14 protein-coding genes are annotated in these 13,612 nt (G+C 72.6%); 9 read left to right on the forward strand and 5 right to left on the reverse strand.

The window, feature by feature from the left end; translation table 11 throughout:
* Window positions 1–315 precede the first annotated feature (315 nt).
* Window positions 316–738: a MarR family winged helix-turn-helix transcriptional regulator gene (locus tag ACFWEP_RS21935; RefSeq protein WP_387372007.1), complete on the reverse strand. Its 423-nt coding sequence runs from the start codon at window positions 736–738 to the stop codon at window positions 316–318.
* A gap of 201 nt (window positions 739–939) precedes the next feature.
* On the opposite strand from ACFWEP_RS21935, the gene eno reads away from it, so the two are divergent.
* Window positions 940–2,217 carry a phosphopyruvate hydratase gene (eno, locus tag ACFWEP_RS21940; RefSeq protein WP_387372008.1) on the forward strand — a complete coding sequence of 426 codons (1,278 nt, stop codon included), beginning with the start codon at window positions 940–942 and terminating at the stop codon, window positions 2,215–2,217.
* 63 nt (window positions 2,218–2,280) lie between these two features.
* Here the strand turns inward: eno and ACFWEP_RS21945 are convergent, their stop codons facing one another.
* Window positions 2,281–3,948 carry an FAD-dependent monooxygenase gene (locus ACFWEP_RS21945; RefSeq protein ID WP_387372009.1) on the reverse strand — a complete coding sequence of 556 codons (1,668 nt, stop codon included), beginning with the start codon at window positions 3,946–3,948 and terminating at the stop codon, window positions 2,281–2,283.
* A gap of 227 nt (window positions 3,949–4,175) precedes the next feature.
* Here ACFWEP_RS21945 and ACFWEP_RS21950 point away from each other — a divergent pair, with 227 nt between their 5' ends.
* Together ACFWEP_RS21950 and ACFWEP_RS21955 are read left to right on the forward strand one after the other, a co-directional pair.
* A complete protein-coding gene (locus ACFWEP_RS21950) occupies window positions 4,176–4,646 on the forward strand; it encodes a Rieske (2Fe-2S) protein (protein ID WP_387372023.1) in 471 nt (156 codons plus the stop codon).
* A gap of 84 nt (window positions 4,647–4,730) precedes the next feature.
* A complete protein-coding gene (locus tag ACFWEP_RS21955) occupies window positions 4,731–5,201 on the forward strand; it encodes a pyridoxamine 5'-phosphate oxidase family protein (RefSeq protein ID WP_387372010.1) in 471 nt (156 codons plus the stop codon).
* A gap of 40 nt (window positions 5,202–5,241) precedes the next feature.
* Here the strand turns inward: ACFWEP_RS21955 and ACFWEP_RS21960 are convergent, their stop codons facing one another.
* Window positions 5,242–6,573: an aminotransferase class I/II-fold pyridoxal phosphate-dependent enzyme gene (locus tag ACFWEP_RS21960; protein ID WP_387372011.1), complete on the reverse strand. Its 1,332-nt coding sequence runs from the start codon at window positions 6,571–6,573 to the stop codon at window positions 5,242–5,244.
* A 35-nt stretch (window positions 6,574–6,608) separates the two neighbouring features.
* Between ACFWEP_RS21960 and ACFWEP_RS21965 the strand changes: the two genes are divergently transcribed.
* Window positions 6,609–7,322, forward strand: coding sequence for a pyridoxamine 5'-phosphate oxidase family protein (locus ACFWEP_RS21965; protein ID WP_387372012.1), 714 nt, complete (start codon window positions 6,609–6,611; stop codon window positions 7,320–7,322).
* A 117-nt stretch (window positions 7,323–7,439) separates the two neighbouring features.
* Here ACFWEP_RS21965 and ACFWEP_RS21970 read toward each other — a convergent pair whose 3' ends face one another.
* Window positions 7,440–8,141 (reverse strand): Clp protease N-terminal domain-containing protein, encoded by a 702-nt coding sequence (locus ACFWEP_RS21970; RefSeq protein WP_387372013.1) that lies wholly within the window; start codon window positions 8,139–8,141, stop codon window positions 7,440–7,442.
* Window positions 8,142–8,306: 165 nt separating this feature from the next.
* Window positions 8,307–9,347: a DMT family transporter gene (locus tag ACFWEP_RS21975; RefSeq protein ID WP_387372015.1), complete on the reverse strand. Its 1,041-nt coding sequence runs from the start codon at window positions 9,345–9,347 to the stop codon at window positions 8,307–8,309.
* A 333-nt stretch (window positions 9,348–9,680) separates the two neighbouring features.
* Between ACFWEP_RS21975 and ACFWEP_RS21980 the strand changes: the two genes are divergently transcribed.
* The 5 genes from ACFWEP_RS21980 (at window position 9,681) to ACFWEP_RS22000 (ending at window position 13,587) form a co-directional block, all read left to right on the forward strand.
* Window positions 9,681–10,328 carry a PadR family transcriptional regulator gene (locus tag ACFWEP_RS21980; protein ID WP_387372016.1) on the forward strand — a complete coding sequence of 216 codons (648 nt, stop codon included), beginning with the start codon at window positions 9,681–9,683 and terminating at the stop codon, window positions 10,326–10,328.
* Window positions 10,329–10,586: 258 nt separating this feature from the next.
* A complete protein-coding gene (locus tag ACFWEP_RS21985) occupies window positions 10,587–11,642 on the forward strand; it encodes a phosphotransferase (RefSeq protein ID WP_387372017.1) in 1,056 nt (351 codons plus the stop codon).
* Window positions 11,643–11,717: 75 nt separating this feature from the next.
* On the forward strand, window positions 11,718–12,164 hold the full coding sequence (locus ACFWEP_RS21990; protein ID WP_387372018.1) for a RidA family protein: 447 nt from the start codon (window positions 11,718–11,720) through the stop codon (window positions 12,162–12,164).
* 153 nt (window positions 12,165–12,317) lie between these two features.
* Entirely contained in the window at window positions 12,318–12,740 is a 423-nt protein-coding gene (locus ACFWEP_RS21995; protein WP_387372019.1) for a hypothetical protein, read from the forward strand.
* 25 nt (window positions 12,741–12,765) lie between these two features.
* Window positions 12,766–13,587, forward strand: coding sequence for a PhzF family phenazine biosynthesis protein (locus ACFWEP_RS22000; RefSeq protein ID WP_387372021.1), 822 nt, complete (start codon window positions 12,766–12,768; stop codon window positions 13,585–13,587).
* Window positions 13,588–13,612 lie beyond the last annotated feature (25 nt).

Genomic DNA, 13,612 nt, shown 5'->3' on the forward strand with positions numbered 1-13,612 from the left:
GCCTCACGGACCGTGTGGCCGGACCACCGGTCCGCCGCACCGTGCCGGAGGTCCGCTGTCCCCCAAGACGACAACCTTGATCACCGGGGCCAGCCGCGGCCTCGGGCGCGAGACCGCCCGCCGGCCACCGTCGTCCGCGCGTCCGGACATTCCTGAGGGTCCGTCGTCTCGTCCGGGCGTGCGGGTGTGCGGGTGTCCGACCGTTCTCCGAAGGGCCGCCACCTCGTCCGGGCGTTCGCACGTCCGGCCACCCCACGGGGGCCGTCACCCCGGACGGCGTGCGATCCGCGAGCCCCGCCCGCTCGCGCCACGCCCTCAGTGGGCTGCGAGCCGCTCCACCAGAGCGATGCCCCGTGCCAGCAACTCCCGCTCCTCCTCGGTGAGTTCGGCCTCGATGGCCCGCGCGAGCCAGTCGGCCCTGCGCTCCCGCTCCTCTTCCAGAAGGGCTCGTCCCGCGCCCGAGAGGTCGACCAGGCTCTTGCGGCCGTCGGTCGGGTGCGCTCGGCGAGTGATCAGCCCCTGCTCCATGAGCAGTCCGACGGCCCGGGCCATGGACTGCGGACGCACCCGCTGACCGGTCGCGAGGTCACTGGTCGTCATGGCGCCGTTGCGGTCCAGCTCACCGAGCACGGCCACCTGGCCGAGCGGCATCTGGTCTTCGTGCTTCACGCGCCTGGTGAGTTTCCCCATGGCTGTGCGCAGTTCGGCGGCGACGGCGGCGGATTCCGGGAGGGGCATACCGCACTTTATCCCAGGCCGCGCGGGCCGAACCGGGCAGCACGTCCGGCCGGTACATGTACACAGCACATCTGTGCAGCACATCTGTGCAGCATTACTGAACAGCACAACTGAACAGCATTGCTGTAGAGTCGCGTGTGCCGGGTCCAGCGCCACCGTCGTCGCAGCAGGACCCGTCACGGACCAACGGGAAGGGCTCCCATGACCGCCATCACTTCCGTCACCGGCCGCCGCGTACTCGACAGCAGGGGCAACCCCACCGTCGAGGTGGACGTCGAGCTGTCGGACGGTTCACTGGGCCGGGCAGCGGTCCCCTCCGGCGCCTCCACCGGTGCCCGCGAGGCCGTCGAGCTCCGCGACGGAGACCCTGCGCGCTGGCACGGCAAGGGCGTCGACCGCGCCGTGCACCACGTCAACACGGAACTCGCCGCAGCCGTCCTGGGCCGCGAAGCGGAGGACCAGGCCGGCCTCGACGCCGCCCTCGTCGCCGCGGACGGCACCGCCGCCAAGGCCCGGCTCGGCGCGAACGCCATCCTCGGGATCTCTCTGGCCAACGCCAAGGCAGCGGCGGCGGCCCACCGCCTGCCTCTGTACCGGTACCTCGGCGGGTCCGACGCCCGGCTGCTGCCCGTACCGATGATGAACATCGTCAACGGGGGCGCGCACGCGGACAATCCGCTGGATTTCCAGGAGTTCATGATCGTCCCGACCGGTGCCGCGACGTTCGCCGAGGCCGTACGGATGGGCTCCGAGATCTTCCACACCCTGCGCCGCGATCTGCTCGCCGCCGGGCACTCCACGGGCGTGGGCGACGAGGGTGGCTTCGCGCCCTCGCTGCGTACCGCCGAGGAGGCACTGGACTTCGTCGTGGCCGCGATCGAGCGCACGGGATACCGCCCGGGTACGGACATCGGCCTGGCCATGGACCCCGCGTCGTCCGAGTTCTTCCGCGCCGGCGTGTACGACTACACCGGGGAGGGCGTACGGCGAACCCCGGCCGAAAACGCCGACCATCTGGCCAAGTTGATCGACGCCTACCCCGTCGTGTCGATCGAGGACCCGATGGCCGAGGACGACCTGGAGGGCTGGCGGGACCTCACGGCGCGGGTCGGATCGCGTTGTCAGCTCACCGGGGACGACGTGTTCTGCACCAACGAGACCCTGCTGCGCGAGGGCATCGACTCCGGGGTCGCCAACTCGATCCTGGTGAAGGTCAATCAGATCGGCACGCTGACGGAGACGCTGGCCACGGTCGGCACCGCGCACCGGGCCGGCTACACCGTCGTCATGTCACACCGGTCGGGCGAGACGGAGGACACCACGATCGCCGACCTGGCGGTCGCCACGGGCTGCGGCCAGATCAAGACCGGCTCGCTCTCCCGCTCCGACCGCACCGCCAAGTACAACCAGCTCATGCGTATCGAGGAGCAGTTGGGCGAGTCCGCACGGTACGCCGGGGCGGCGGCGCTTCGTCGCTGACACCGCGCCTTTCCGAGTGCGGCCCGGGCGGTGCGGACGGCACTCGGGACCGCGGCGCCCGGTTCAGGTGCGCAGCAGCCGGGAGAGATACGCCGACACCTCCGTCACGTCGTCCGGCCCGAAGCGCAGCGCGAGGTAGCCGTCCGGACGGACGAGGAAGCCGGTGGGCCCCGCGGTGCGGTAGATCCGGCGGAACTCCGCCCCGCCGTCGCTCCACACGGGAACCCGGGTGGTCCCGTCCACCCGGCCGCCGGGGCCGAGCACCGCGACGACGGGCACCCTGCCGTGCGTGCGCCGGGAGACCTCGGCGACCGCCCCGCCGAACCGGTCGAGGGCCTCGGCGTCCGGCCCGTAGAGCACCAGCATGTGGTCCGGGCCGCGCCGCAGGAGGTCGAACAGCCGTACCGGGTAGGTCGCGAGGGGTCCGAGGAGCCCTCCGCAGTCGGGCGCGCGGTCACCGGAGTCCGGCGCGTCGCTCACCCCGGCGAGTGCCCCGGTGAGCGGGCCGTCGCGGTAGCCGACGAGGAGTTGGGCCTCCCTCAGCATGAGGGCTGCCGGGTCGTCGGGGTCGGCCTGTACGCCGCCTCCGGTGGCGTGCCGTACGGTGCGGCCGACGACTTCCTCCCCCACCGGTCTGCGCTCGGCGTCGTAACTCTCCAGCAGCGAGGGTGTGGCGAGGCCCGCCGTCGCCGACGCCAGTTTCCAGGCGAGGTTGACCGCGTCCTGGATGCCGGTGTTCATGCCCTGGGCGCCGGTCGGCGGGTGGATGTGCGCGGCGTCCCCGGCGACGAACACGCGGCCCGCGCCGTAACGGTCCACGATGCGGTGGCTGATGCGGAACACGGAGGACCAGCGCATCGCGGAGACGGTCGCGGGTTCGGGTGCGAGCCGGTCCACGACTGCCTGGATGTGGGCGAGTCCGGGGCGCGGGCCCTCCTGCGCTCCATGCGCGATCCGGCCGGGCGGGCCGGCCACCGCGGACAGTTCGGGTGGCACCAGCATCGACATCCGGTAGCGCGAGCGGCCCGGCAGCGGAATGCAGACGAGCAGGTCGTCGGGCTTGCCGTCGTCGCCGAGGTGGGTCGAGCGGACGCCGTACCCCGCGGGCAGGCTCCAGTCGGTCTCCACGTCGGCGAGCATGTACTCCTCGGCGAACGCGCCGCCCTCGAAGGTGAGTCCGAGCCCCTTGCGGACCGCGCTGTGCGCCCCGTCGCACCCGACGAGGTAGCGGGACCTGATGTCGTCCGTCGCGCCGGACGCCGTCAGGACACTGCTCCACACACCGCCGCCGTCCTGGACGAAGGAGACCAGCTCGGTGCCGCGCTCGACGGACGTGCCGTGCCGTTCCAGGTGGTCGGTGAGGATGCGCTCGGTCTCGTACTGGGGCAGCGCGGCGAAGGTGTACGGCACGTCCCCCGGGAGTTCCAGGTCGATGCGGCCCCGCTCCTCGCCGTTGACGTAGGCGAGCTGGCCGCGCATCGGTACGGCGGCGTCCAGGGCGTCGCCGATCACCCCCGCGCGATCCCACAGCTCGAAGGTCCTCGGCTGGATTCCCACCGCCTTCGCGTGCGGTACCGGCGCCGCCAGTCTGTCGATCACCCGGCAGGCGACGCCCCGGCGGCGCAGTTCCAGTGCGGCGGTCAGTCCGACCGGGCCCGCGCCCACGATCAGCACATCGGTGCGCACCACGCTCTCACCCGTCCCACAGAGGCCCCCGGGATTTCCTTCCATCGTCGCCCCGGCACCGCCCCCGGGCGACTCGTGACCGTGCCGCGCTCCGGACGGTCGCGGGTACGGGCCACGGCCACGGACGGGAGCGGCTCGAACCTGTGAGTAGCGGCCGTTCAGGAACGCGGCTCACGGCCGGTACGTTCCCGTGATCCGGACCCGCACGACGACGAAGGGATTCACCCGGCATGAGCACCACCGGTACCACCACGAAGGGCACCACGGGCACCATGAGCAACCTGGGAGTTACGGACACCGATCCGGAACGCGAACCGCGGGAACGAGCGACCAAGGGGTACGGATCGGGGCCCGGCAGACGCGCCGTGGTGGTCGCGGTGGGCGCGGCCGGGGCGGTGGCGGCACTCAGCGCGTGCGGGGCGTCCGACAGCTCCGGCGGCTCCGAGGCGAAGAGCGGCACGGTTCTCGGCAGCACCGGTGACGTCCCGGAGGGCGGCGGCAAGGTCTTCGCCGAGCAGGGTGTCGTGGTGACCCAGCCGACCGCCGGGCAGTTCAAGGCTTTCTCGGCCACCTGCACCCACCAGGGCTGCGCGGTGAGCGGGGTGACCGACGGGGCCATCACCTGCCCGTGTCACCAGTCCACCTTCGATCCGGCGACGGGCGAGCCGACGGGCGGTCCGGCGACCGTCGCCCTGCCCGCGAAGCAGATCAAGGTGACGGACGGTTCGATCACGCTGGCCTGAGAAGGGCCGGTCCCCGGCATTGCGCGGCGGCCCCCGGGGGCCCGATGATCCTGAGAATCCGCGTCGACGACGGGAAGGTGCCCCATGGCCGCCACTCAACGGCGAGGCCGCAGGATCATGCTGAGCGACGAGGAACGCGATGCCTATCTGACCGAGCGGCGTACCTGTCGGGTGGCCACCGTCGGCGCGGACGGCCATCCGCACGTCGGGGCACTGTGGTTCGTGTGGGACGGCACCTCGATCTGGCTCTACTCGCTCACCCGCAGCCTGCGTTGGTCCCATCTGCGCCAGGACCCGCGCGTGGCGGTGGTCGTCGACGACGGTGACGAGTACGGGGAGTTGCGCGGCGTCGAGCTGCGGGGCGAGGTCGTCCCGGTGGGCGAGGTCCCGCGCGCGGGCGAGCCGTGCCCCGAACTCGACGCGGTGGAAGCGCTGTTCCCGGTGAAGTACTTCGGGATCGACGCCATGCCCCACGACGGCCGCCACGCCTGGTTGCGGCTCACCCCGGACACCGTCGTCTCCTGGGATTTCCGCAAACTGCGGGGACCCCGCTGAGCGGCGCCGCCCACTACCCCACTCCGCCGGCCGGAGCCGCTCAGCCGTAGCTGAGCGGCCGGGCGGGGCCGGCCGCCGCGGCGATCGCGTCGGCGAGCGGGCCGATGTCGTCCAGGGTCAGCGGTGACACGGTGACGCGCACCCCCTGAGGTGCGTCCATCCGGAACCTCGCGCCGGGCGCCACCGCCCATCCCGCGTGCAGCAGCCGGGCGACGGCGCCGGTCTCGTCACTGACCGGCACCCAGACGTTCATCCCGCTGCGTCCGTACGCGACCACGCCCCGTTCCGCGAGCGCGGCGACGAGCGCCGAGCGGCGTTCCCCGTAGGACCGGGCGACCGAGGGCGTGTCGACGGCGCCCGTGCTCCAGAGGTGGACCACGGCACGCTGGAGCAGCCGGCTCACCCAGCCGGGGCCGAGCCGCTGGCGCCCCGCCACCCGGTCCATGGTGACCCCGTCGCCGGTCAGCGCCGCGACCCGCAGGTCGGGACCGTACGCCTTGGCCACGGACCGGACCACCGCCCAGTGGTGGGTGGCTCCGGCCAGCGGGTGGAAGGGGACGTCGACGAAGGCGTGTCCGTGGTCGTCCTCCACGAGCAGGGCCCCGGGGTACGCGGCGAGCAGGGCGCGCAGTTCTCCGGCCCGTCGCGCACCGATCGCGGCACCGGTCGGGTTCTGTGCGCGGGCGGTGACGACGAAGGCCCGGACCCCCGCACGCAGAGCCTGCTCCACGGCCGCGGGGGCCGGCCCCTCCTCGTCGACCGCGACCGGTACGACGCGCAGTCCCATCGCGGGCACCAGGTCCAACAGGCTTCCCCAGCCCGGGTCTTCGAGACCGACCGCATCCCCGGTCTTGAGGTGGGCCGCGAGCACCCGCTCGATCGCGTCCAGCGAGCCGGAGGTCGCGGCGATCGGCCCGTCGGGGACCGCGTCGGCGGCGAAGGCCGCGCGGGCGAGCGTGCCGAACTCGGGCACCACCGGCAGCTCTCCGTACATGCTCGGCTTCTCCCCGTAGCCCCGCAGCGCCTCCGCGAATGACTCGGCCAGCGCCGGCAGCAGCGCGAGGTCCGGATTCCCCTTGCCGACGTCCCGGCCGCCCGGCAACGCCTCGATGCGCAGGGAGCCGCGCGCCGTGGTGGCGGGACGCGGGCGCACCCGGCTGCCCCGGCGGCCGTCCGTCTCGATGACCCCGCGCTCGCGCAGGGTTCGGTAGGCGGCAGCGACCGTATTGGAGTTGACCTTCAATTGGTTCGCCAACTCCCGCATCGGAGGGAGCAGTTGCCCCAGAGCGAGCTCACCGGAACTCACTCCCCGCTCCACGCTCGCGGCAATTTCCGCCGCACGCCGACCCGTGATCATGTATTCTCCTGGCACAAACAACATTATGCACTAGTGCAATAGGAGACGCAATGTCGGACACCGCCGCGCCCGCCGAGTCCCACCCGGCAAAGACCTCTCGGACCGAGGACGACGCCCCCTACGCGGCGACCGGGCGCACCACCCCCACCCGGTCCAAGGAACGCGCCTCCTACGACCCCGCGGTCGTGCACCCGATACTCGACGGCGCCTACCTCTGCCACCTCGGTTTCGTCCGCGACGGCGCCCCGGTGGTACTGCCGACGCTGTACGCCCGGGTCGGCAGGCGCCTCTACATCCACGGCTCGACCGGTTCCCGGCCGCTCCGGATGGCGAACACCACGGACCCGGGCCTGCCGGTCTGCCTGACCGTGACCCACGTCGACGGGCTCGTTCTCGCCCGCTCCGCCTTCCACCACTCGATCAACTACCGCTCGGTGGTCGCGCACGGCGTCGCGTACACCGTGACGGACCCCGACGAGCGGCGCATCGCGCTCGACGCGATCGTGGACCAGGTCGTCGCGGGCCGGTCCCAGGACTCGCGCCCGGCGAACGAGAAGGAACTCGCCGCCACCGCGGTCATCCGGCTGGACCTGGACGAGGTCTCCGCGAAGCTCCGCACCGGCGGCCCCAACGACGATCCGGACGACCTCGCCCTGCCGTTCTGGTCCGGCGTGGTGCCGGTCGCACGGACGTACGGCGCCCCGGTCCCGTCCGAGGACCTCGACCCGTCGATCCCCGTCCCCGAGTACCTCGCGGCGCGCTGAGCCGCACACGGGACCTCCGCATGCGAAAACCCCGCGCGCGGAGCCGGATCCCTGCGCGGCTCCACGCGCAAGCCCCCGGGAAGCGGCGACCGCACCAGTGGCGCCGCCCGTTCGTCCCTACTCCTCGCGCGCGGTGGACCGTCGGGCGATCCCGGTCTTCACCGCCTCGTTCAGCTCGTCCGGGGTGAAGCCGAGGTCGTGCAGGATCCGCGCGGCCGGGCTTCCCTCGACCCGGATCAGGCCCAGCAGCGTGTGTTCCGTACCGACCCAGTCGTTGCCGAGTTCGGCCGACGCGCGGATCGCCTGCTCGATGGCCTCCTTGCTCTCCGGCCTGAAGGCGATGTGCCCGCGCTGCGTCTTCGGCCCGACCGGCTGGATCACCACGTCGATCGCGTCGCGGACGCGCTGCTCCGACCCGGCTTTCGCCGTCAGCACCTCGTGGGCCAGGCCCCGCGGCTCACCGAGCAGCCCGAGCAGGATGTGTTCGGTACCGATGAACTCGTGCTTGTGCGTGCGGGCGGCCTCCTGCGCCAGCACGATGCTGTGCCGGTTGAGATTGGTGTACCGCTCGAACGGGTTGGGGGTGTGGCGCTGCTGGGCGGCCTGCTTGGTCACCCCGATGGCGGCACCGATCTCGGTCCACGACGCACCGCCCTGCTTGGCCTTGCCGACATAGTGGTCGATGAGCTGCTCACCGAGGTCGGACAGGGTCTGCGCGCGGAGGTGCGCCTCACTGATACGGGCCAGGGGGTCCACGTCGGGGAGTTCGTGGTCGAGACGGGCGATCAGGTCGGCGAGGCTGATGTTGAGTGGCGTCATGCGTCAAGAGTAGGTTGACGCCCACGGGTCGTCAATCTGCAATTGACGCTCGTTCGGGTCACTGTCGGCAAGAGCCACGCCACGGGGGTGCGGCCGGCACCGGTGAACGGTCCGAACGCCGCCGGGCGACGGGCCCGATCCATGACGGCGAACGGCCCCGCGGCCTCAGGCGGACGCCGCCCCGCCGGTGGTACGCATACGGTCGGCGCTCTCCTCCGCCACGCCCGGAGCACCAGGATCGACCGGCCCCGAGACCATCGGGCCCGACGGTGCTTTCGGGGCCGAGGACTGTGCGATGTAGGCGCCGGCCAGGACGACGAGCCCGCCGACCAGCTGGGGTCCGGACAGGCGCTCGCCGAGCAGCACCCACGCGAGCACGGTCGCCACCACCGCCTCCAGGCACGCGACGACCCCGGCGACCTGCGGGGAGAGCAGCCGTACGGAGACCACGCCGGTCAGGTAGGCGAGCACGGTCGCCAGCAGCACGACCCAGGCCAGCAGGAGCCAGGCCGGAACCCCGTGGCCGTTCATCCGGGTGGTGGAGCCGAGCACCGACCAGTCCATGCCCCAGGGGCGGGCGACCAGGGTGAGCAGCACCGTGCCGACCAGCAGCCCGTACGCGATGACCCCTACGGGGTGCGGCGGTTCGCGACGCCCCTCGCCGCCCTCTTGGCCGGCGCCGGGAGCACCCGGGTCCGACAGGACGAAGTAGCCGACCTGGCAGCAGGCCGCCCCCAGGGCGAGCAGCAGGCCGAGGGGGTCGAAGCGCAGCCCGGCCCAGATCTCGACGACGCAGGCGAGACCGGCCGCCGCGAGCAGCACCCCGAGGGCGGCGGCGCGGGTGACCGACCGGCGCCGCACGAACCGGACCCAGCCCAGCACGAGGGCGGGCGCGAGGTATTCGACGAGGAGGGCCACGCCCACCGGGATACGGGAGAGGGCGGCGAAGTAGCAGGCCTGGACACCCGCGACGGCGAACAGCCCGAAGCCGGCCAGCAGCGCGGGCCGCTCCCCCAGCAGGTTCCGGTGCCGCCAGGCAGCGGGGGCCAACACGAGCGCCGCGCCCGCCACTCTGAGCCACACCACGTGCAGCGGATCGAGGCCGGCCTCGATGAGCGGCTTCGCCGCCACCCCCGAGCCGCCGAACGCGAACGCCGAGGCCAGGGCGAGTCCCAGACCGGCACTTCTCCCCTGAGACGCCTGCATCGGCACATCATGTCAGGCACAACCGACCCAGTCACCCCTGTCGCACTCGCTCCGGGACGGAACGACGAGAGACGGGACGGACCACGTCCGGGGGCCTGTTGCGCCATTCGGCCATGCCCGCGACGACCCTGCCCGTGATCGTGGAGATCCGTCCGCCGGAACACCTCGCGCCATGGACCTCCGACAGGTGTGCCTGGACCTCACCGTCAGCCCTTGGGCAGTCCCGCCGACAGCACCGTCCGGCCCACATCCTTGCCCAGCGATACTTTCCGATATATCGTTGAGCCATCGGTACGAACGTACCGGTCATCCGGACAACGGAAGGAGCGCGTCATGCGTTCACATGGATTCGACAACGAGCGCGGCCGAGGCGGCCGCGGACAGGGCGGACCCGGGCGTCCGGGCCGCGGAGACTTCGACGGCCGGCGCGCCGCCTTCGGTCCCTTCGGGCCGCAGTTCGGCAGCGGGCCCTTCGGCGGAGGACCGTTCGGCGGGGGCCCCTTCGGCGGCGGCCGGGGAGGACGGGGCGGCGGCCGGGGGCGGGCGCGGCGCGGAGACGTACGCGCCTCGATCCTCGCGCTGCTCAAGGACCGCCCCATGCACGGCTACGAAATGATCCAGGAGATCGGCGAGCGCAGCGGTGGGGCCTGGCGGCCCAGTCCCGGTTCGGTCTACCCGACGCTCCAGCTGCTGGAGGACGAGGGCCTGATCGTCAGCGCGAGCGAGGGCGGCAAGAATCTGTTCACGCTCACCGAGGCCGGGAGCGCCGAGGCCGAGACCGGTCCCGACGCGCCGTGGGAGGACGCCGGGCGTGGCGTCGACTGGGAGAGCGTGAACGAGATCCGGCAGGCCGGATTCGGCCTCATGGAAGCGTTCGGCCAGGTCTGGAAGACCGGCTCCGCCGACCAGCGCCAGAAGGCGCTCGCCGTCATCAGCGACGCCAAGAAGAAGCTCTACCTCATCCTGGCCGACGAGAACTGAGGCCGTGAGTACGGCAAAGGACGGGGACGAGGGCCTCGCGACATGCTCACACCACGACGTGAGCGGTGGTCGCGAGGCCCTCTTCCGTCGTCCCGCCCGCACGGCAGGTGGTGATCCGCCCGTGACGGCGCGAGCCCGCGCCGTAAGGGCTCCGCCCGACTCCGTACGGGCATCCAGATCCGTGCCCGTCCCCGAGGGTGCCCGGAAGTCGGCCACCAGGGGGCGCTCGTGCGTGCGGCTGCGGCTACCCTCGCCGACATGTTCAACCGTGTTCCGTGGACCGAGATGCTGCGATCCGCCGTGGGCACCCCCAAGTCGGCCAGACTCCTGGACAGCAGTCCGCGGTCGCGGGTGTGGCGGGTGCGGCTGACCGACCGGCGGCTGGTGATCGTCAAGCGGATCGCCGACGGCGGGGACCCGGGCGCCGACGCGCACACGCGCTTCGCGCGGGAGGTCGCCGGGCTGCGCCTGGCAGGGCGGGCCTCCGGGCCCGCGGTGGCCCCCGCGGTGCTCGCCACGGACCTGTCCTCGCGGGTGATGGTCCTGGAGCACGTGGACGACCTCGGCAGGACGGACGACTGGATGCCGGGGTACGCCGAGGCACTCGCCCGCCTGCACGCCCTGACCGGTCCGGCCGACGCGGGCACACTCCCGGCCTGGTCGGGGCCCACCACCACCGACGCGGAGTCCTTCCTCTCCCTGGCCAGGGCGCTCGACGTGCCCGTACCGTCCAGGGTTCCCGAGGAACTCGCGGGCCTCCTGGAGCGGTTGGACCCCGCCCCGCACCACGCGCTGCTGCACGGCGACCCCTGCCCCGGCAACGATCTGCGCACCGCCGACGGCGTCCGCTTCGTCGACTTCGAGCGTGCCTCGCTCGGCAACGGACTGATCGAACTCGCCTACTTCCGCATGGGATTCCCTACCTGCCGGTGCGCCATGTCGGTCACCGCGGCCCCGCTCGCGGAGGTCGAGAACGTCTACCGGACCCACTGGCGCGGCCTCACCGGGAAGGACGTGCCGGGCGACCTCGCGGACGCTTGCGTGGGCTGGCTGATCCAGGGCGACGCGCTCGTCGAGCGGGCCCGCCGAGGGACGGTCGACCATCTCGCCCGGGTGCCCGCCGGAGACTTCAGGTGGGGCCACGTCTCCGCCCGTGAGCGGCTCGTCCACCGCTTGGGCGTGGTCGCCGGCATGACCCGCGACCACGACCGTCTGCACGCCGTCGGCAGCCTCAGCTCCGCTCTCGCCGGTCGCCTGCTCGAACACCGGCCGAAGCTGCGTCCGCTGCCCCCGCAGGACGCCCGCCCTTGGTGAGGGGACCGCTTCGCGAATGCTCACGGAGGGAACCGGGGGCCGTCGACGGGCCGGTGATCCGCCGGACGGAACCCGATGCGCGATACCTGCCGGATCGCCGGACTCTCCCGTACGACGCCCCTCATCACTCGAATCAATCCTGAACAGCTCCATCCGACCCCGGGGTATCACCACATCACGGTGGTGGAAGCGGGCCGGACGGCGTTCCTGGCGGGGCAGTGCCCGCTTGACCGTTCCGGCGCGGTGGTCGGGCCGGGTGACATCGACGCGCAGGTCGACCACGTGGCGGCCGACGCCCTTGCGGCCCTGAACGCGGTCGGCGCCCGGCCGGATCACGTCGTCCGTTCGGTGATCTACGTGGTCAGTGCCGATGGCGGGGCCCTGGGCGCTGCCTGGCGGCGCCTGGTCGGCTCGTCGATCGGACCTGCGTTCACCACCGCGAGCACGCTGCTCGGAGTCGCACAGCTCGGCTTCGCCGGGCAGTTGATCGAGGTCGATCTCACGGCGGCGCTGCCCACGTGATCAAGGGGCATCGGGCCGCCCTACGACACACCCAGCCTGCCGCGAGCACCGGATCGCCCTGGCACGCACCGAGGCGGAGGCCGTTCCGCCACCGACACCACCCACGGTCCTCCTGGACCGGGCCGCCGGGCGGCGCCGCGTACCCTCCGTCCCGTGCCGCGCAAATCGAGAAGCTCTCGCCGCCTGGTTGCCGACGGGCGCACGTACCTCTGGCGGCAGAGCCACGGCCACCGCAAGGACGAGCACGGCCGCTCGGTCGACTGCCGCCAAGCCCTCATGCTCTCCCCGCAGCCGCCCGGCACCGGTGGCCTTTTGCGCATCGTCTTCGCGAGCGGGCCCGGCCGGTACGTGCCGGGCGGGTTCCCCCTGGGCTCCGGGGACGTGGGGGTGGTCCGGGGCAGCTCGCTGAATCTGCACGAGCCTGGCGCGGTCCGCGCGCTGCTCGACGCGGCGAGGGCCCACGGGTGGCGGCCGGAGGAGCGGGGGCCGGTGGAGATCGACGGCTGGCTCCTGCTGGACGCCGCGGCTGCCGCGCAGGTGACGCGCGCCGAGGAGGCCGGTCGGGAGAACCCCTGAGAACCGTCCCCGCTACGGTCGCCCCATGAGAATTCGCATCGTCGACGCGTTCACCGACCGGCCCTTCGCCGGCAATCCCGCCGGTGTCGTCCTGCTGGACTCCGATGCCTTCCCCGAAGCGGGCGCGCTTCAGCGGATCGCCACCGAGGTCAACCTCTCGGAGACGGCCTTCGCCCACCCGTTGCCGCCGGGCGGGGACGCGGACTGGGCGCTGCGCTGGTTCACCCCGACGACGGAGGTGGACATGTGCGGGCACGCCACCCTCGCCACCGCGCACGTGCTGCACTCGACGGGGACGGCCACGGGCGCTGTACGGTTCGCCACCCGGTCCGGGGTGCTCACCACCGTCGCCCGCTCCGACTCGGCCTACACGATGGATTTCCCCACCTCCTCCCTCACGCCGGAGGCCGTGCCGCAGGGGCTCGCTCGGGCTCTGGGCGCCGAGCCGCTCCTGGTGCTCGACACCGCCGAACACATCGGTGACCTGCTGGTCGAGCTCGACGACGAGGCGACCGTACGCGGGCTGACGCCCGACTTCGCGGCTCTCGTACGGTGTTCGCGGCGCGGGGTGATCGTCACCGCCGCGGCGGAGGACCCCACCCTGGGGTACGACTTCGTCTCCCGCGGCTTCTTTCCCCGGGTCGGCATCGACGAGGACCCCGTGACCGGCAGCGCGCACACCGCGCTCGCCCCGTTCTGGTCGGCCCGCCTCGGCCGCGACACGCTCACCGGCCTCCAGGGCTCCGCCCGTACCGGCCTGGTCCGCACGGAGCTGCGCGGGGACCGGACGCTGCTCACCGGCAACGCGGTGACCGTCATCGACGGGGAACTCCTCACTTCTCTCTGAGCGGACGGCGCGAGCCGTCGTCGGG

Source organism: Streptomyces sp. NPDC060198 (assembly GCF_042728415.1).
Taxonomy (GTDB): domain Bacteria; phylum Actinomycetota; class Actinomycetes; order Streptomycetales; family Streptomycetaceae; genus Streptomyces.